This window comes from Glutamicibacter sp. (assembly GCF_050701915.1).
Lineage (GTDB): Bacteria > Actinomycetota > Actinomycetes > Actinomycetales > Micrococcaceae > Glutamicibacter.
Map to the genome: position 1 here is coordinate 1 of NZ_JBOGEG010000010.1, position 19,041 is coordinate 19,041.

The following is a 19,041-nucleotide window of genomic DNA, read 5'->3' on the forward strand; positions in this document are numbered from 1 at the left end:
ACCGTAGGCTCTTGAGTCGGCTCAGCCGTAGGCTCCACCGTTGGTTCAGCGGTTGGTTCCGGAGTCGGCTCGACCGTAGGCTCTTGAGTCGGCTCAGCCGTAGGCTCCACCGTTGGTTCAGGGGTTGGTTCTGGAGTCGGCTCAGCCGTAGGCTCCACCGTTGGTTCAGCGGTTGGTTCTTGAGTCGGCTCGACCGTAGGCTCTTGAGTCGGCTCAGCCGTAGGCTCCACCGTTGGTTCAGGGGTTGGTTCTGGAGTCGGCTCGACCGTAGGCTCCACCGTTGGTTCAGCGGTTGGTTCTTGAGTCGGCTCGACCGTAGGCTCTTGAGTCGGCTCAGCCGTAGGCTCCACCGTAGGTTCAGGGGTTGGTTCTGGAGTCGGCTCGACCGTAGGCTCCACCGTTGGTTCAGCGGTTGGTTCCGGAGTCGGCTCGACCGTAGGCTCCACCGTAGGTTCAGCGGTTGGTTCCGGAGTCGGCTCGACCGTAGGCTCCACCGTAGGTTCAGGGGTTGGTTCCGGAGTCGGCTCGACCGTAGGCTCCACCGTAGGTTCAGGGGTTGGCTCCACCGTAGGTTCCGAGGTTAGTTCTGGAGTCGGCTCCACCGTAGGTTCCGAGGTTAGTTCTGGAGTCGGCTCAAAAGTTGATTCAGAGGTCGCTTCAGGCGATGGCAAAGTCGCTGGCACACGTGTCAGCGGGGAAAATGGCTTCGTGGATGGCGACTCCACTTGGTTTGTGAATTCTAGTTTGTCCTTGCCATCAGGAACAGGCTGTCCCGTCATATCCCGCAAGAACACGGCACGGCTCATTACGGCGGATGGCGTGCCCCCATCCATCGGGGCTTCGACTCCTTGCACTTGCGACTGGGTCTGGGCCGCGCTGTCCGGTATTGCCCATTCCCTTTCATCCTGCACGATCAGTTTAGGTATCAGACCGATAGCGGACGCTGTTACGGCGACACTTACCAAGCCAACGCCTAAAGTGACGGCTAGGCTGCTGCCTCCTGCAAGACTCAATCCGGCACCCGATGCAACAGCGGTTGCTGTCCCGGCAGTAGCTCCACCAGCTGCCGTCGCTGTGGCAGCTGAAACTCCCATCCCTGCAATACCTCCCGAGGCAGGAATCCCCAGCGCAGTAATCCCTCCAACAACCAGAGGAAGGACGTAAGCACGCAAAGTTGCACCGATTTCGTCCAGTTCCCCGAACACTACTGCGCAATTCGGGCACGATTTCAAATGGGCTTTGACACTACGCTCATTCCGGTTCCCAAGCGTCCCGCGGATAAAGGCGGGCAGATGTTCGCGAATGTCGGCGCAACTCGCGGGCACCCCGGACTGGCCATTCAAATGCGCGGCCAAGTACGCTTCGCGCAATCCCTCTCGCGCGCGTACCGCTAATGCGGAAACCGCATTGGGCGTCATTCCTAGAATTGGCGCAACGTCTCTCGGCGGCAGTTCTTCTACTTCGGTGAGCCACAGCACCGTCTTCCAGCGCTCAGTCAAGGCCTTGAACGCGACGATAGCAAAGGTGGATTCATGGCGTTCCATCGCATCGTCCGCGTGCGCATCGCCTGGCAGGAATTCCTGGACGTCTTCGACAGTAATCTGCTTTGAGGCCGACTTGTTCCTGGAAAAAGCTTCGCGCGATACAGCAGTCATTAAATAGGCGCGGAAGAACTCATCGGGTCCTGCTCCACGCTCGATGATGCGAAAGACCCGCAGGAAAGCTTCGGAGACGACATCCTCGGCATCGGAGGGAGAGTTCGTATGCCTAAACGCTACGTTCAGCGCCACTTGCCTGTGCCGTCGATACAGGTGGTCCTGGGCTTCGCGGCTTCCGTTCCTAACGCCCCGAATTAAATCTGCATCGCTGACTTCAGCAAAGCGTGCCCCAGAATCTATTGTCATTACGTCCCCATAACGTTTCGCGCGACAAGGCCGGCACCCGCCGCCGATCACCCCAAGGATTCCCCAACCCCTGAAGCCGGCAAACGGCAACCAATTCCCCATCGACGATGCCGCCCGAATTTGGGCGGCATTTTCATCCTTTAGAACCTATCAGGATTTTTCCAATATATCTATAAAATGGACTTGAAAATCCTGAAAGGTGGGCGAGTTCCATCCCCCAAGCTTGCAACTCACCCACCCGTCAGCACCTTCCCCATAAGACAACTGGACGACTCGAATCCCCATAATTCCTTGCTGCCCAGTTCAGCGCGTACACCTCTTAGATACGCGAGAACGGGAATCATGACGCAAGAAACCGGATTAATTTGGAAATTTTTTCTTCGGGCTGGAATTCGCATAGATTCCGCGGCTACCCCGCATCCTGGCGCGCGTCAGGAAGCTGGCTCCAGGCACCTTCCAAAACGGACCAGATGCTGTCGTCCATCAATGAAGTGGGGGTAATGGAGACATGCAGCAATGAATGGTCCTCGGCATTCCGCAGTTCCTTGCTCACGGAACTGCTGCCCATGGCGCCTTCGCCTTCCCAAAGCCCGATTTCCAAGGAATACTTTTCAGGTTCCTGCTTGATGTACCGCTGCACCAATTCGTTTGTCGAAAACCGATTGGACGATGCAATGCCCCGGAAATTCCAGATGTTCAGGCGGTCGACCACCTGCAGAAGCTGCCCGTAGTCTTGGCCGGAATCAGGGCGCCCCCTTGGATCCTCGTTGGCAGGTGAGCGCACATCCATGGTGAGCACCGGACCGGTTTCGTCCAAGCTGTCAGCCACTTTCTTCATGATGGAGGTGACCGTCTTTGACCGCCATAGATAGATTTGCTCTGACGTCGAATCAATCGTTCCGTCAGCCGACCTTGGCCAATCAGAGCGCTCGCTGAACTTCTCGAAATTCTTCAAGTCATCATCGCCGAACGTGTAGCTGGGGAACATCAGCTCGGTGACGTTGATGCCATCGGGTGCATAGCGCCGAACCGCTTCGCTGACCAGCTCGACAAGCCTTGTTTCAAGTCCGCCCTCTTTCCACGCCGAAATACTTGCCCAGTTCTTGGATGGATGTCCCTCGGTGTTGATTCCTGATAGCGATGGCTGGCGTTCCAACTCTCTGCCCAACAGGGTATCGATATTCAAGTAGATTGCTCGACGTTTGCCCTGCGCATCGCAGCGGAAGGCACTAATCGCTTCGGCAACGTAGTCCCGACCAGTTTGCGCGACTTCGCTTGATTCGACATCACGTTGGGCTGGCCAGGGGAAAGCCACCCAGTCGAGACGTCCAATGGAGAGCGATACTCCCGTCGCGTTGACCGAATCCAAACGGCGGGCAATTTCCGGGATGCGGGCAGGATCTTCGGCGGTGATATCTTCAAAACCGACGTTCACCACTCTGGAGAATTGGGGATGTTGGGAGCCTGTTTTGGAGAGGTGCATACTGAAGTCGTCTCCAGGGGAACTGGCGCCGTCTGCGCGAGGGGAATCTTGGCAGGCACGCTGCGGGGGCAACGGCGCGACCACCTTGGGGTCCGGCGTCGGGGCCGGTTGATGCGCTGTAGAAGTCTGGAATCCGGTCATGTAGTAGGTGGCCAGCGAAAAAATGATCGCCAACCCCGCAATGGCTGCCACTGCCAGTTTCCGGCGTTGATGTTGGTTCTTTGCCGTGCTCATGATCCGCTTCCGAGAATGGCAGAGAACTCACCGCTGGAAATGACACCGGTTCTTTGCAGCTTGTTCCATTTGGCTGGCCTCCCGCGGATTTCAAACGCGACCGCTGCGAGCATGGTGAGCCCCATCCCCGTGGCGTAGAACGGCCATAGCGGAAGGGTCCATAGGTTCGCCAGATCCCTCCAAGCTGTGTTCAGCGCGATGCCAAGAACCACCGAAGCCAGGGTGACTCCGATGCCAATCCAACCGATGACCATCGCGGTGCGTCCAATTAAGGTTGCTTCTTCGCCGCCGCCGAAGGTAATTAACCCGGCAGGGATGAAATAGAGCAACCCCGCAAGCACCAGGATCTGGGCCAGGGGCACCACCACCATCGTGAGGAAATTGAACAGCAGGAATACGCCGAAGGGCCCGAACCGGAGGTTGCCGTGCATCCGCCAATGTATCTTGATCGATTGCAGCAGGCCCCGTGCCCAGCGGACACGTTGCTTCCACAACGCCTGCAGCGTAGAAGGCGACTCCGCCAGGACAATCGCGCGTGGTTCAAAAGCCACACGATATCCGGCACCGTAGAAGCGCCAGGTCAATTCCAAGTCCTCTCCAACCGTATCGGTGCGGAACCCGCCAAGCTCCCTGACCAGATCGGCACGGAATGCGCCTATGTTCCCGGAAACTACTGGCAAGCAATGAATCAAGGACAGCGCCCGCCGCACAACACCCGTTCCCAGATGCGAAAGGACCGAAAGCATCTTGGTCAGCACCCTGTCCAGGTTTACAGGCCGGTCATCACCGCAGACCGCGCCGACTTTCCCATCACGGAATCCAGTGAGCAACCACGGAATAGTCACCGGCGAAAAAATTCCGTCGGCATCGACAAAAACCAGGATCTCTCCAGTAGCGACGGCTATCCCGCGATTAAGTGCCGCGCCTTTGCCGGCGTTCTCCTGGCTGATGGCCCGCACCAGGCGATGTTCCTGCGCCAGCTCATGCATCAGCCGTGCGGTGCCATCGGTGGATCCGTCATCGACAATCACCACTTCAGCGAGGTTTCCCTTGCTGCGCACAATTGATTCAACGCAGGCGCGCAACACCACTTCCTCGTTGTAGGCCGGGATGATTACCGATACCTTGTAGTCCGGGGTCAGCCCGAAATGCCTCGACGCCCGGGTTTGGCGGCGGGGACGAATGACCGCGTTTGCCCGGCTGCCAGGCGGTAACGCGGAAAGCTTCCCACTGCGGGTGAAGAGCAGGCCCCTGCGGCATTCAAAAAGCAAGGCCAAGGGGATCAGCAGCAGCTTCAACACACCTACGGAAAGGATGACCGTGGTCAGCGTGTAATAGCCAAGAACAAGTGCCGAGCTCATGCACAGCCAGCTTGCGCCGTGGACGCCACCCCGGCCAAGCGCAATGCAGCATCCAGCAGTTCCGGCGCCGACTGGCTGTTGGCTCCAAAACGGGCATTGACCTCGAGCACCACCGGTTGCCCATCGCCGCCCAGGCGCACGTCCATGTCTACCGGCCCGACCAGTTCGAGCGACTGCACCGCACTCCTGACGATCCACGCCACATGCGCGGCGATTGGATCGTCCAACTCGCAGCGGCGCACCGATACTGCGTTGCCCACAAGCCCTTCGCGCAGTTCGGTCTTCTCCACCACCACGCAGGCCTCGATGTCCCCGGTATCAGGGTTCCTGAAGATCATCGGCGCGAATTCGCGTCCGGGGGCAAAGCGCTGCACCACATCCCGCGTGCCAGCCGATACGCGGCCCGCCCCGAGATCCCCTGCCGTAACCAGGCGGACACCTCGCCCTCCGCGCGATACGCGTGGCTTGATGATGATCTGCTCTTCCGGGCTGAACTGTGCCAAGGCTTCGCTGTTGCCGGCGTTGATCCGGGCAAAGTCTGGGACGGGCACATTGTCCCCTCGCAAAGTCAGCATCGTGTAGTACTTGTCATCGCTGATCAGCACGGATTCTTCTGAGGAAATCAGCAATCGGGCTCCGGCCAATTCCAGCAGTTCTCGGATGCGCGCTGCCGAAAGGACCGGGAGTTCTTCGCTGACGGTCGGGATAACCAGTTCAACTGAATGCTCGAGAACAATCTCTTGAAGCCGAGTGGGGTACTGCTGGTCGCTGGCTGCGGGAACCTGGTGGAAGGCGTCGAGCAGCGGATCAATAGTTGGCACCATGTCAGCGCCGATGACGCTGTGTCCTCGCGCATGCAGCTGGCGGGCAAGCGAGCTTCCTGCTGGGCCGCCGACCCCGGTGACTAGGATCTTCATTAGAAATCCCCCACTGTAGTTGATACGAGGCGCATTACTTCGAATCCTTCGGCCCGCTGCTGCTTGACCTGATTGCCACGGAAATTAGCCATGGACTCGGTCCGCGCACGGGTCATATAGGGTTTGTTCCGCTGATCTGCATGGAGTTTGATGGCTTCGACTTTGACGTTGGTGTAGTTCTCGACGTCAACGAAGAAGCTTGGAGAGAAATCGTTGCCCACAGAGGGGCTCTCGAAGCAGAGTATGGAGGGCAGTCGCCTCCCGGCGCGCATTACTGCACGGTGCACCGCCTCGTGGTCTTGGTGGATATCAGTAGCTGAATGAGTCAGCACGACATCCGGTTCGAAAGCAGCGATTTCCTCCTCGATCGCTGCAACCATCAGGTTGGAATTCTCCGACAGCCGCGTATCGCAAAAGGACCGCACCGTATGGGACTGGGCGCCCAGATAACCAGCTCCGCGTCGGGCTTCTTGAATCCTGCGAGGAGCATGTCCGCCGCTTTCGCCCTGCGACATGACGACAATACGCACATCATGGCCGGCATCGACCAGTTTCGCGATGGTTGCACCGCAAGCCAGCTCGACATCATCGGGATGCGCTCCGACAGCCAGGAAGCGTCGCGGACGGGTGTTGTTCTGAGGCCTTCGTTGCAACGCCAACATCGTCAGACAGAAAATCAACAGCGAGATGGCCATCATTATGGCCACTACTGCCCCGATTTCCGACTGCTCTTGGGAAAGAAGATGCAAGCAGGCCGCAGCGATGAGTACCAAGTTGCCAGTAATCCAGGCAATAATGATGGTCTTGTAATGCGTAAAGTCGCGCACCAGCCATCGGCGGCCCCGCCGACTCAATGCGCTGAAGATCGCCGTTATAGAGGCCACAATGCCGAAGATTGCGAGTGTCATACTCATGACGTTCCCTTTCTATGGAGCGTTCAGAAGCGGATCCACTTCGTTTTTGAGGCTCGTCCTGGCGGCAGCGTAGAAAACGAGATTCCCCATGCCGTGCCGGAGTGGTTTGGAGATTTCTTGGGCACGTGTTTTCTTGCCAACGATGAACATCCATTCGATGGATCCATAGAGGTAGAGGGCATTGGGGCCTACTTCGTGACGGCACTTTCGCAGAAATTCTGACAATACGTATCGGCGAGCAAGCAATCCCGGTGATGGCGAGAGCTGCACGTGTCAGCCCAATACTGGTTTCAACGGAGGGCCCTAAATCTTGGCGGCTTTTCGCTGATGGCTCGCCGGGCGGAGAAAAACAAGTGCCTGAAATTCAGGATGACCAGTGATTTGATCGAGACGTCCTGAGATCCACAAATCCCTTGAAGTCGAGGTTCTGATGAGGGCACTGGACGGACAAGGAATCAGCAACACCCCATACGGGCAGACCTGTTGAGTCAAGCTCAGGGCGGTTTGGAGCAACTGTCCGTTTTTGCACATCGTCCGGATACGCAAAACGCCCGACTGGAAAATTATTTCCAGTCGGGCGTATGCGCGAACTTTCGTCAACAGCCTAGATGGTCGATCTTACGACGATCGCTAGAGCCTGCTCGATGAACAGTTCATAGCTTCATTCGATTCATAGGCTTCAGCCATGACGGCGGTTGCTGCGCCGAGACATCAGCACACCGGCAGCTGCCAAGAGGAGTCCAGCAATCAACACGTACATCGCAGTGAACCCGGTGTCTGCAAGCTTGTCATCCTTTTCGGACGACTGCGGAGCTTCGGATGAGTCCTCAGTCGGAGTCGACTTCTGAACGACGTTTTCCTCGGCTTCATCGGATTCACTAGGTTCCGTAGAACCCACAGTCGAGTCAGTAGGCTCAGCCGGATCAGTCGAGTCAGTAGGCTCAGCCGGATCAGTCGAGTCAGTAGGCTCAGCCGGATCAGTCGAGTCAGTAGGCTCAACCGGATCAGTAGGCTCGGTCGGCTCAACCGGATCAGTAGGCTCGGTCGGCTCAACAGTAGGTTCCGTAGGGTCCACAGTCGGCTCAGTCGGGTCAACAGTAGGTTCCGTAGGATCTACAGTCGGCTCGGTCGGATCCACAGTCGGCTCAGTCGGGTCAACAGTAGGTTCCGTAGGATCCACAGTCGGCTCAGTTGGGTCAACAGTAGGTTCCGTAGGATCTACAGTCGGCTCGGTCGGATCCACAGTCGGCTCAGTCGGGTCAACAGTAGGTTCCGTAGGATCCACAGTCGGCTCAGTCGGATCCACAGTCGGCTCGGTCGGCTCAACAGGCTCAGTCGGGTCAACAGTAGGTTCCGTAGGATCCACAGTCGGCTCGGTCGGCTCAACAGGCTCAGTCGGGTCAACAGTAGGTTCCGTAGGATCCACAGTCGGCTCAGTCGGATCCACAGTCGGCTCGGTCGGGTCAACAGTAGGTTCCGTCGGATCCACAGTCGGCTCGGTCGGCTCAACAGGCTCGGTCGGGACTGGCTTGACGACAAATCCGAAGTCCAGGGTTGGATCGCGGTCGCCGTCGTTGGTCAGCCCCTCGGACTTGGCTTCCCAAGTCGAGGAATCGCCTTCGCGATCGGTGCCGTTCTCAACCGTTGGAACATAAGGAGCCAATGGCTCCTTGGAAGCTTCCTGGTCGATAATCACGGTGTACGACTGTCCGTCTTCGAGAACCGGAAGATTCTCGAAGGTGTAGAAGCCGTTTTCGTCGGTGGTGGTCGGTCCTACAGGATCACCGTTAACATCGATCACCGGTTCGCCCTCAGGGCCAACCAGGGTGAGAACGACGTTTTCGATCCCAGGCTCGGCATCGTCCTGGATGCCATCCTTGTTCTCATCAACCCAGACGTAGTCGCCAACAGAAACCTTCGGTTCCTGCTTCAGGACTACACCGGCATCCCACGTCGGGTCGATACCCTCGGTAGCCTTGACTTCCTGATCAGAGTATTCCTTGGTCAGGGCGGTGTTCTGCTCGTCCAGGGTGAACTTGATGGTCAGGCCGGTCTGCGGATCAGCATCCGAGTCGGTGGCATCATCCTCGCCAGCATCCTGCGAAGTGAACTCGTACTTCGCAGCCTGCTCTTCGGTCAGCTCGAACTTCACCTGGTAATCGCCAGCTGGCAATTCATCGAAGATATAGCGGCCGTTGGCATCGGTGGCCGTCTCGCTGACGACCTCGCCATTGCCATCAAGTAGAGTGACCTTGACGCCTTCAAGGACCTCGGCATCACCCTGGACGCCGTCCTTGTTGCCATCAACCCAAACGTAGTCGCCTACGGCAAAGGTCTTGGCCGGCGCCTCTCCCGGGACGTTGTAGAAGACGGCGGCTTCGGACGAGCCGTCCGCGGCAACGGTGACCTCCAGCAGTTCTTCGGAAAGCTCATACCCTACTGGGGCAACGACTTCCTTGACCTTGTAGGTGCCTGGGGCGGGAACCGTCACGTTTTTGATTTCCTCGCCGGAAGCCACGCGCAGGGCACCGTCCATGACAAAGACATCATCGACGACAACCGTGCCTTCAGCGTCCAGGATCTGGAAGCGGGCATTCTCATCCGAGATGACGTTGAGAGTATCTTCTGCATCGACCTTGGAAATAGACAGCGGGTAGCCATCGGTCGGCGTAATCGTTGCCTTCGTGCTGCCGATGATGTTCTCGATTGCCACGTCTGCTTCGAAATCAACGATCTCGACGAGGACGTTCACCGAGGCAGCACCCTGCGAGGCATCAAGTACCGTACCCTGCTTCTGGTACAGCACCACGGTGCCGGACGGAGCATCGGCGCTCGGAGCGTCGTAGCGGGCCTGGACGTTGCCCTTCAGGTCCTGGACATCCATGCTCGCATTGAAGTGGGAATCAACGCTGGAATCCGGGACGAACCCGAGGAATTTCATTCCCGCTGGCAGCACGTCAACGACGTCGAAGATCTTGACACCGGTGTAGTTGCCGTGGGGAATCAGTGCCACGTTGTATACGTACTTCGGCTGGACCAGTTTCCCGTCCGGATCGACTTCAGCGCGAAGATTCTGGGTCCAGTCCTGGTTCGGGCTGTCGCGCACGCTCTTGCGGATCTCCGCTTCGTCGCCGTACGAGGTAGCTTCGCTCAAAGCCTCGGACCAGTACAACGCCTTGCCGTCTTCGCCGAAGAGGGTGGCCTTGTTCTTGATCTGCAAGGTCTGCTTTCCAGCGAATTCCTTGGTGTTCAGCGTCAGATCAAGGGAGAACTGCTTGTCGATACCCCACTCGGCGACCTTGGCGGCGCCGGCTTCGCTCAGCTTGATGACCAGCTGCTGCTGGTCATTGAGCGAGACAGTGAAATCTTCGGGCGCCATGGTGCGCCACCATTCGTAGGTGGCGGTAATCTGCGAGGCAATCTGCTCGAGGTCGCTGACATCGAAGACCTTGGTGTCCACGTAGTCGATGATCGTGCTCTTGGTCAGGTCGATGCCCTTGCCTGCCCCAACGGTAAAGGTGTACTTCACCGGAGCCGAAGTGCCGGGATCAATCTCGACCATGGCTGCATCGCTGCTCTTCTTGAAGTAGTTCGGTGCGTTGAACCCTTCCTCATTGGATTCCTGGGCCAGCAGGTTCACAACGTTGTTGTACCCATTCTTGCCCGGCCCGTATTCCGTGTTCAGTTTCCATTCGGCGCGGTTTGCCAGCTGGTACTTGCTTTGGCCCGGTACATCGGTCCAGCCTTTGGAAAGACCGCTGACGGTGTGGATCGTGGCCTTCGCGCTTACCGATACATTCAGATCGGTTCCCTTGCCGATGTTGATGTGCATCTTCTGGCCCTCAACGAAGTACGTTCCCACGTAGTCGTCGCCGGCAAAAGCGGCCAGGGCGACCGGAGCAATCTGCTCCAGCTCGATGCCCGTAGCGGTCACGAAGGAAGGGTCCCCGGTATTCCAGGTGGCTTGGGTCGGCAATGCATCGGAGATGATGACGTTATCCGTCAGAGTCTTCTTGACGTTGGAACCGTCCCAGGAGCGCAGATCCGAGGCGATGGTATAAGTGATGTCCTGGGCGGGATCCAGGGTGCCGTCCTCGGCAGGATCGACGTTCTGCGAGCTCCAGTTAGCGCTCTTCTTCAGTCCGCCGCTGTTCGGTCCGGGCAGGCCGGAAACGGTACCGGCGATGTTTCCGCCGATGCTCATGGTCGCTTCGCGGTCCGCCTCACCCAAGGTTGCGGTGTTCTTCAGGTCGACGCGGTAGCTGCCGCCATTTTCCTTGTTGACCTTGTCCGCTTCGGCCTGCAGCTGTGCTTCCAGGGCTGCGCGTGCGGCCTCATCGGCAACGGCGGCCTTGTAGGTGATCACGGTCTGGGAAGGACCTGGCAGATCCAGCTCGCCAGCAAAGGTACTCCCGTTGACGACGGGGGCGAATTCCACGGCGGATTGGGCCTTGTTCAAGCCGTTCTCGTCCCAGGTGGTTTGCGCCGCGGTGAACGAGCCCGCTATATAAGACATGGTTTCCGGCAGGACATCGGAAATTGCATAGCCCGGATTAGCGGCATTGGTGCCAACGGTGAGGGTGTACTCCACTGGCGCACCGATGACCGCCGGGTCAACGCTGACCTTCTGGGTATCCGGATCGTATTTCACGAACTGGTTCAGATTGCCGTTTTTGGAAATGTGCTTGCTCGAGCCGTCATTCACGTTGGCGAATTCGTCGCCGCCGTTCTTGATGATCACCTCAAGCGAGCTCTCTTCGCCGTCAACCGACCAGGAGATCTTATCCAGCGAGCTGTTTTCGACCGGGTTCACTACGAAATCCAGGGCGAGGACGCCCTGGCCGCTGCCAGCGGGCCATGGGTCGGCGAAGGTCACCAGCACGGTGTTCGGATCATTGGGATCCTGCTGGATGGACTTCACCGCATCATTGCCGGCCGGAACAGAAGCCACGGACACGTTCGCACCGAGCTTGATGGCCACGGTCGATCCCGGAACCACCTTGGTTCCGTCGTACTGGAGCATCATGGTCAGTTGCTGGTTCTCGGTGACTACGGATGTGCCATCGAATTTCTCGTTGCCGAGATTGACATCAACGCTGATACCGGGAGTCGCGGCCGCAGCGATGGTTCCACCCATACCCATCACCGAACCGAAGGACAATAGCACGGCCAGCATGATTGCCAGGACCGAGCGCAGTGCGCCACTGGTTCTAATGGGTAATTGATCTGGTGTGGATGCATCTCCAGACGCAGAACGCCGTCTATACATTTATTGTGTCCTCCGGGAATGTACGAGTTCAATCGGATTCAGGATTTTTCCTTAGGCCAACTAGAACCATAACCGCGCGAGAATCACCCGGGATTTGACGTGCGAACCATAATTTTCAGCTCTTTCACATGTACCGGATCCATTACCGAGCCCGCGTTCCCGGTATGCGTTCCCCGCCGGATGCAGAGACCTGGGGCTTCCCTTTGCGCCCCTGGCTTCCCAGTCAGAGACCTGGATGGAGGAAAATGCTCCGAATAAGCAAGCTAACCGGGGTTTCCGCACCATTCGACAGCATTTGCTGGTCCTCGATTCGCGGCTGCGACGGGCAGGCGAGAAACCAGCCAACGACCTCGCTTGGGGTAATGCGGGCCACAAATGCCTATCACGCTGCGCCTAGCCACAGAATTGGCCCTCCGGTGCAATTTCAGATCCGCGTTTAATCGTTTCACCCTGGAATTCACCCTTCTGGCCAATTCTTCCTAGGATTCAAAGCCCCAAGGTCCGTGCCTGGAGCAGCATTTGTTCCAGGCTCGTTGCCCCAAGTTTCCGGTACAGGCTTCGGATTTGGGTCTTGATGGTGTTCTCCGACCGGAAAGTTTCTTCGGCTATTTCCTTCCGGCTCTTTCCCTCGCGCAGGTGCCAGAGCACCTCCCGTTCACGGGGTGTGAGTGCGGGCCGGGCAACGGGCCCGGAATGCTGTTCGCCAGCCAACCGGGTGAGTCGATGGTCGAATTCCGGAGCGAGTTCAAGCAGGCTGCCGATCGCAGTCCAGCCGGGAATCAGTTTGAGCATAGCAATTTCATAAAGGCCGCCTGAATCCTCATGGATCAGCCGGATCATCGCGACACTCTCGCCGGTTGGTCCTGCCGCGCTGCGCGCAATGATTTCCGCATACTTGGCCAAGTTGCTGCCAACGCGAAGCCCCATGGATTCCCTGCCGTGGCGCAGCTGTGCCATGGCCGCGTCCGGATCGCCATCGACAAGGTTCTTCACTGCCAGCAATGCCGGATCGATTGCGCTGCGGTCGAACTCTTCGGAAAAATAGGAACGTTCGAGCAGTGCGACGGCGGCCAGGATGTCATCAAGCAGCCCTCGCGCCAGCGGAGCTCGCGACGACGCGGAACGTTGCCTGCGCAGTTGGAGGATGAGTTTTTCCGCTGCGGATGGCAGGCCCAGGATGATCTTCTCTGCGGCTAGCAAGTAGGCGTGCACCGGCCACAATTCGTTCATGTCAGGGGTTCGGGGAAGCTTTGACAGCTCGAATCGCACCAGTTCCGCGTCGAGGGTCCTCAGCGCAAGGCACGCGCGAGCCAGGATCGCTTCGCGATCCACACTCGCAATGTCCCGGCTCACTTGGGAAAGGTGCTGTTCGTGTTCGCTCAAGTAGCCAGCGGCGGCAGCGGCGTTGCCTTTCAGCGCATGCAGCAATGCAAGTTTTCCGGCCGAGCCTGAGAGCAAGAAAGCATTGCCGGTTCTCCGAGCGGATTCCAGCGCCAGTTCGTAGGATTGCTGCGCTTCAGTTCCCAGCCCGGCCATGAATAAGCTGTTGCCTGCCTGGGCCTGGGCCAGCGCTGCCAGTGTTGGCCTGACCGCATTGGCCGCATAGGCTTTGTGCAGCGCGTTGCGCATCCGCAGCGCCGCTTCCCCGGACTGGACATACATGCCGTTCATCCGCAGGTAGAGCATTTCCAGCAGGCCGATGCTTACCGCCCAGGCACCCGGGCTAAGGTAGTGCCGGTCCGCTTCCTGCCGCAGGGCTTGCGCCAGCTGATCTTTCTGGTATTCGACAGCCAGATGCGGAGCTTGCAGGCCGGAATCGTTGCCCGTGAACTCGTCGAGAATCCTCAGGCCCAGCCCGAAGTAGGCGTTCTTCCCGGAGATAAAAGGCGGGATGCGCTGGGCCAGTTCGATGAACTTCGCGAAGTCCAGCAAGAGCAGCTCATCCCAGTGTCCAGTTACCAGCCGATTAAGCACGCTCCAGCGTTGCTGTTCAATTGCGGCATCCGCAGTGGCCAGTAGCCCGTGCACGCTGGTTACCGCTTCGAGCGATGCCTCTTCGAGGAGCTCCATCCGCTGTGCACCGGCAGCTTGGATCCGCTCGCGCAGCAGAGCGCGCACCATCGATGGCATCAGCCACCCTTGTTCCGGATGCTCCTGCAAGAGGCCAGCCTGGACCAGGTCGTTTAGGGTGTGAGGGTCGGAGCGGAAATGGCTGTAGAAGATTTCCACCGTTGATTGGTCGAAGACTGGCAGGATAGCGGCTTCTGACAAGTCCCATTCCGGATCGTGGTGCGCCAGCCAAGTGGAGAGTGCTGCACGCAGCTTCTGGCGTGCTGGATCAGCTAGGCGAGGATCACGCACCAGAAGCTGGACCGCCCCGAGCCACCCTCCGCAGTTGCTGTAGACCTCGGCGGCGGCTTCCCAGGAGCCGGCACCGTCTCCGAGCATTGCGGCGATCTCAGCTTGATCCAAAAGCAGGTCGCGTTGCTGGGCAAAAAGGATCTTGGCCGTCAACGTCAAATGCCACACTGTATGCCCCGGCGCAAGCACCACGGCAGCGTGGAGCTGCGGATCCTGGGCTAGCTGCAGGGAAATCTTCTCGAGTTCTTCCAGCGCTTCGTATGGGTGCTCCGAGAAATCATGGACGACACCTTTTCGGTCGCCGATCCAGGATCTTGCGAACCAGGTCCGCCCGGTTTCGGGCGCTGCGCGCACCAGCAAGAGGCGTGACTCGGGATCTGCCCAGCGCAGGAAGCGCGGCAATGCCGGGTGCACCCGGGTTGCCTCAACCACCGCTACACCTCCAGGCCATTATCGCGCGGGCCAACCCGAGTGCAGCCCTGTCTAGATATTGAGACTACCAATCTCGTCTTTGACTAACCACCGCGTGGCGGCCGCTCTAGCCGCGACCCTCATTGGCTGTCTTCGAAACCGCGGTTCAAGGTTCCTGGCCGGCGCAGATCCCCAAGCGCCGAAAGCACATCGATGCGCGGCGCGCGTCCCTGTTTGGCCGGTTCCCCGGGCCGATCGAAGTGCGCTGGTGAAGCATGGCCGGTGCGCTTCTCGTTCCGGAGTTGGCGGCGCCAATGGACATAGGTCTTGATCCCGAAAGCCAGCAGCACAGCCATGACCACGAGGCCGAGGACTACGGAGGCCTGGACGACCTCGCCCAGGGAAAGTTCGTCGACATCCTGGGTCAGCATCGAGGCAGCAGTATTCGCGATCATACCCAATTCCTATTATCTAGAGTTGCGACTGCTTCATCCCCAAGTGGATGCCAGTCTATGGGCTGCATTGGCATAGTGGCCGGTGACACGGCAATCGATACGCGTTTGTTATGAATTGCTGGAACGCCCGGGAACCTCGTGATGAATACGTTGCAAACCGCAGTGGTTCGCCGCTGCGGATCGGCTAGAGTTTCCAGCGGAAAATGGCTTCGGCATCCTGCTTGCACAGGATGCCGAAGCCATAGATCGTTGCGGCGCCTAGCTCTCGCGGCGAATCAGCTGCCCCGTTGGCTTCTGGAAGTCCACGTCGGCCCCGGCAATGATGGACCGGCGGACCACGCCGCTTAGCGTCTTGCCCTGGTACGGGGAGATCGGGTTCTTGTGGTGCAGCTTCTGAACGTCCACCTCGAAGGTGTCCTCCGGAGCGAAGACCGCGAAGTCGGCATCCTTGCCTTCTTCGATGCTGCCCTTGGCGCTCAGGCCGGCAAGCTTCGAGGGATTCACGCCCATCCACTGCACAACCTGTTCCAGCTTCAGTCCGCGCTTCTTCGCTTCGCTCCAGATCAGGGGCAGGCCCAGCTGCAGCGAAGCCACTCCGCCCCAGGCCACGCCGAAGTCGCCGTTCTCCACATCCTTCAGATCGATGGTCGATGGGGAATGATCCGAAACGATGCAGTCGATGACGCCTTCTTCCAGGCCCCGCCAGAGCAGCTCGCGGTTGTCGTTCTCGCGGATCGGCGGGCAGCATTTGAAGGCGGTGGCGCCGTCGGGGATTTCCTCGGCCAGCAAGGTCAGGTAGTGCGGGCAGGTTTCCACGGTGAGCAACACGCCCTCGGCCTTCGCTTCGCGGATCATCTGAAGCGCATCCGAGCTGGACAGGTGCAGCACGTGGGCGCGCACTCCGGTCTTGCGGGCGCGTTCGATCACCTGCGCGATAGCGGTGTTCTCGGCATCGCGCGGGCGCGAGTCCAGGAAGCCGGCGTACTTGCCGCCCACCGGCTGCGGGGAGTTGCCGATGATATCGGAGTCCTCGGCGTGCACGATCATCAGCGAGTCGAAGGAGGCCAGTTCGGCCATGTCCTCTTCCATCTCGCCAACGCTCAGGGACGGGAACTCGTCGACTCCCGAATGCAGCAAGAAGCACTTGAAGCCGAAGACCCCGGCCTCGTGCAGCTCACGCAAATCCTTCTTGTTGCCCGGGATGGCACCGCCCCAGAAGCCGACGTTGACATAGGCGTTCTTGGAAGCGGCCGCGCGCTTGATATCCAGCGCTTCGAGGTTCACCGTGGGCGGGATGGAGTTCAGCGGCATGTCCACGATGGTGGTCACGCCGCCGGCCGCGGCGGCCTTGGTAGCCGACTCGAAGCCTTCCCACTCGGTGCGGCCTGGCTCGTTCACATGCACATGGGTATCAACGAGCCCGGGCAGCAGGACCTCGTCGGAGGCCACCTCGATGACGCGCTCTGCGGCCAGCCCGGCACCCAAATCCTGCACGGTAACGATCTTTCCGTCGCGCACGCCGATTTCGCGCGGGGCAATGCCTTGGGCGGTCAGTACTTGCTGGCCGCGCAGCACCAGGTCATAGGTGGTCTCGGTGGCGGTCGGGGACGATGTGCGGCCAACAGCTTCGTTGATGCTCATGAGGTGTTCCTACTCGTTAATTGCTAGGTGTTCTTGGGGCTCGGCAGCTCTATGCCAAGTCTAGATTGTTGTGGCGCGGGGCACACCCATATTGGTGAACCGGTGCCCCGCGCCAAACTTTGCGGGTTGGAGGTCAGCGACGACTGCCCTTTCACGCACCCACGGTGGCCGTGGCTGCCATCGGCACCAACGCGGTTGGTGCATCGGCGGCGTCCAAGGCCAGGTCTTCGAATTCATTGACGGCATCCAGCTGCGCGCCCATGGCGATGTTGGTGACCTTTTCCAGGATCACTTCCACCACAACCGGCACCTGGTGCTCTTCGGCCAGCGCGTTGGCCTGCGCGAATCCGGCAGCCAGCTGGCTCGGATCCTCGACGCGCACGGCCTTGCAGCCCAGGCCCTCGGCGACCTTCACATGGTCCACGCCGTAGCCCTTGGTTTCCGGGGAGTTGATGTTATCGAAGCCCAGGGACACGTGGTAATCCATCTCGAAGGCGCGCTGCGACTGGCGGATCAATCCGAGGTAGGAGTTGTTGACCACCACGTGCACGTACGGCAGCTTGAACTGGGCGCCGACGGCCAGCTCCTCGATCATGAACTGGAAATCGTAGTCTCCCGAGAGTGCCACGACCTTCGCTCCGGGCTTGCCGCGCACGACGCCCAGGGCGGCCGGCCCGGTCCAGCCCAGCGGGCCGGCCTGTCCGGCGTTGATCCAGTTGCGCGGCTTGTAGACATGTAGCATCTGCGCACCGGCGATCTGGCTCAGCCCGATGGTGGACACGTAGGTGGTGTCCTGGCCGAAGGCGGCGTTCATTTCCTGGTAGACGCGCTGCGGCTTGATCGGCACGTTCTCGAAGTTGGTCTTGCGGTGCCCGGTGGACTTGCGGGCGGTGGACTCGTTGGCCCAGGCCGAGTAGTCCGGCAGGGTGCCGGCGGCCTTGCGCTCGCGCACGACTTCCAGGATGGCCTCGATGGCGGCGCCGGCATCCGAGGTGATCCCCAGGTCCGGGGAGAACACCCGGCCGATCTGCGTGCCTTCGATATCCACGTGGATGAACTTGCGTCCGGCGCGGTAGGTGGCCAGATCGCCGGTGTGGCGGTTGGCCCAGCGGTTGCCCAGGCCCAGCACCATGTCCGATTCCAGGAAGGTCTGGTTGCCGTACTTGGTGTGGGTCTGGATGCCGACCATGCCCGACTGCAGCCGGTGGTCATCCGGGATGGCGCCCCAGCCCATCAGGGTCGGGGAGACCGGGATGTTCAGTTCCTCGGCGAGTTCGACCAGCTGCGCGCTGGCGTTGGCGTTGATCACGCCGCCGCCGGCGATGATGATCGGCTTGCTTCCGGAGACCAGCAGGTCCACGATCTTCTCGGCCTGGCCGCGCGTGGCCTTCGGCTTTTGAACCGGCAACGGCTCGTAGGCGTCGATATCGAAGTCGATCTCGGCCATCTGCACGTTGATCGGCAGGTCGATCAGGGCCGGGCCCGGGCGGCCCGAGCGCATGATCTGGAAGGCCTTGGCGAAGGTGCCCGGAACCAGTCCCGGTTCCAGCACGGTCGAGGCGTACTTGGTCACCGGCTTGGCGATGGACTCGATGTCCACGGCCTGGAAGTCCTCCTTGTGCAGCACATTGGTCGGGGCCTGCCCGGTGATGCACAGCATCGGGATGGAGTCGGCGATCGCGGCGTACAGGCCGGTGATCATGTCGGTGCCGGCAGGGCCGGAGGTGCCCAGGCACAGGCCGATCTTGCCGGTGGCCCGCGAGTAGCCGTCGGCGGCGTGGCTGGCACCCTCGACGTGGCGGTGCAGGGTGTGGCGGATGCCGCCGTGGGCCTTCATGGCCGAGTACAGCGGGTTGATCGCAGCCCCCGGCAGGCCGAACGCCTCGGTGGCGCCCTCCTTGGCCAGGATCTGGACGACGGCGTCGATTGCGCGCATCTTAGGCATGGGAATACGTCCTTTGGAACGAGAAGAGGAAAAGAAGGATACCTACGGCGGGAAGCCAAGGTGCATGAGTCACCACAACGCCGCTTCCTTGAGCACCAGCTAGCGGCGATGAACTGGAACAAAGCCCATTGCGCATCGGGTACGGT

Annotated in this window: 11 protein-coding genes and 1 pseudogene; 1 reads left to right on the plus strand and 11 read right to left on the minus strand. The window is 59.7% G+C overall.

Going from position 1 to position 19,041, the window contains the following annotated elements:
- The coding region (locus ACRDT3_RS08240) for a zf-HC2 domain-containing protein (protein WP_431492607.1) at positions 1-1,304 on the minus strand (1,304 nt) is incomplete at its 3' end.
- Here ACRDT3_RS08240 and ACRDT3_RS08245 point away from each other — a divergent pair.
- The gene (locus tag ACRDT3_RS08245; protein ID WP_431492608.1) at positions 1,233-1,394 is read left to right on the plus strand and encodes a hypothetical protein; all 162 of its coding nucleotides are present in this window, start codon (positions 1,233-1,235) and stop codon (positions 1,392-1,394) included. The two genes, ACRDT3_RS08240 and ACRDT3_RS08245, sit on opposite strands and share 72 nt — an antisense overlap.
- 24 nt (positions 1,395-1,418) lie before the next feature.
- Here the strand turns inward: ACRDT3_RS08245 and ACRDT3_RS08250 are convergent.
- From ACRDT3_RS08250 to gcl, 10 genes and pseudogenes are all read right to left on the minus strand, one after another.
- Positions 1,419-2,006: pseudogene (locus tag ACRDT3_RS08250) on the minus strand (RNA polymerase sigma factor); the annotation flags it as partial.
- 307 nt (positions 2,007-2,313) lie between these two features.
- The gene (locus ACRDT3_RS08255) at positions 2,314-3,621 is read right to left on the minus strand and encodes a hypothetical protein (RefSeq protein WP_431492516.1); all 1,308 of its coding nucleotides are present in this window, start codon (positions 3,619-3,621) and stop codon (positions 2,314-2,316) included.
- Positions 3,618-4,982, minus strand: coding sequence for a glycosyltransferase (locus tag ACRDT3_RS08260; RefSeq protein WP_431492517.1), 1,365 nt, complete (start codon positions 4,980-4,982; stop codon positions 3,618-3,620). Before ACRDT3_RS08260 ends, ACRDT3_RS08255 begins: the two co-directional genes overlap by 4 nt.
- Positions 4,979-5,899, minus strand: a complete 921-nt coding sequence (locus ACRDT3_RS08265) for an ATP-grasp domain-containing protein (protein WP_431492518.1) — start codon at positions 5,897-5,899, stop codon at positions 4,979-4,981. The genes ACRDT3_RS08260 and ACRDT3_RS08265 overlap by 4 nt, the downstream gene beginning before the upstream one ends.
- Positions 5,899-6,813, minus strand: coding sequence for a PIG-L deacetylase family protein (locus tag ACRDT3_RS08270; protein WP_431492519.1), 915 nt, complete (start codon positions 6,811-6,813; stop codon positions 5,899-5,901). Before ACRDT3_RS08270 ends, ACRDT3_RS08265 begins: the two co-directional genes overlap by 1 nt.
- Positions 6,814-7,492: 679 nt before the next feature.
- Positions 7,493-11,989, minus strand: a complete 4,497-nt coding sequence (locus tag ACRDT3_RS08275; protein ID WP_431492520.1) for an SdrD B-like domain-containing protein — start codon at positions 11,987-11,989, stop codon at positions 7,493-7,495.
- Positions 11,990-12,568: 579 nt separating this feature from the next.
- Positions 12,569-14,875: a response regulator transcription factor gene (locus ACRDT3_RS08280; protein ID WP_431492521.1), complete on the minus strand. Its 2,307-nt coding sequence runs from the start codon at positions 14,873-14,875 to the stop codon at positions 12,569-12,571.
- Positions 14,876-14,994: 119 nt separating this feature from the next.
- Entirely contained in the window at positions 14,995-15,309 is a 315-nt protein-coding gene (locus ACRDT3_RS08285) for a hypothetical protein (RefSeq protein WP_431492522.1), read from the minus strand.
- 258 nt (positions 15,310-15,567) lie between these two features.
- Positions 15,568-16,950 (minus strand): allantoinase AllB, encoded by a 1,383-nt coding sequence (gene allB, locus ACRDT3_RS08290; RefSeq protein ID WP_431492523.1) that lies wholly within the window; start codon positions 16,948-16,950, stop codon positions 15,568-15,570.
- A gap of 151 nt (positions 16,951-17,101) precedes the next feature.
- Positions 17,102-18,895: a glyoxylate carboligase gene (gene gcl, locus ACRDT3_RS08295; RefSeq protein WP_431492524.1), complete on the minus strand. Its 1,794-nt coding sequence runs from the start codon at positions 18,893-18,895 to the stop codon at positions 17,102-17,104.
- Positions 18,896-19,041 lie beyond the last annotated feature (146 nt).

Excerpts from the sequence above, each read along its gene's own strand:
- ACRDT3_RS08245 (WP_431492608.1), top strand. The coding sequence starts at position 1,233 with ATGGGCTTTGACACTACGCTCATTCCGGTTCCCAAGCGTCCCGCGGAT.
- allB (WP_431492523.1), bottom strand. The coding sequence starts at position 16,950 with ATGAGCATCAACGAAGCTGTTGGCCGCACATCGTCCCCGACCGCCACC.
- ACRDT3_RS08285 (WP_431492522.1), bottom strand. The coding sequence starts at position 15,309 with ATGATCGCGAATACTGCTGCCTCGATGCTGACCCAGGATGTCGACGAA.
- gcl (WP_431492524.1), bottom strand. The coding sequence starts at position 18,895 with ATGCCTAAGATGCGCGCAATCGACGCCGTCGTCCAGATCCTGGCCAAG.
- ACRDT3_RS08270 (WP_431492519.1), bottom strand. The coding sequence starts at position 6,813 with ATGAGTATGACACTCGCAATCTTCGGCATTGTGGCCTCTATAACGGCG.
- ACRDT3_RS08260 (WP_431492517.1), bottom strand. The coding sequence starts at position 4,982 with ATGAGCTCGGCACTTGTTCTTGGCTATTACACGCTGACCACGGTCATC.
- ACRDT3_RS08275 (WP_431492520.1), bottom strand. The coding sequence starts at position 11,989 with ATGCTGGCCGTGCTATTGTCCTTCGGTTCGGTGATGGGTATGGGTGGA.
- ACRDT3_RS08255 (WP_431492516.1), bottom strand. The coding sequence starts at position 3,621 with ATGAGCACGGCAAAGAACCAACATCAACGCCGGAAACTGGCAGTGGCA.
- ACRDT3_RS08265 (WP_431492518.1), bottom strand. The coding sequence starts at position 5,899 with ATGAAGATCCTAGTCACCGGGGTCGGCGGCCCAGCAGGAAGCTCGCTT.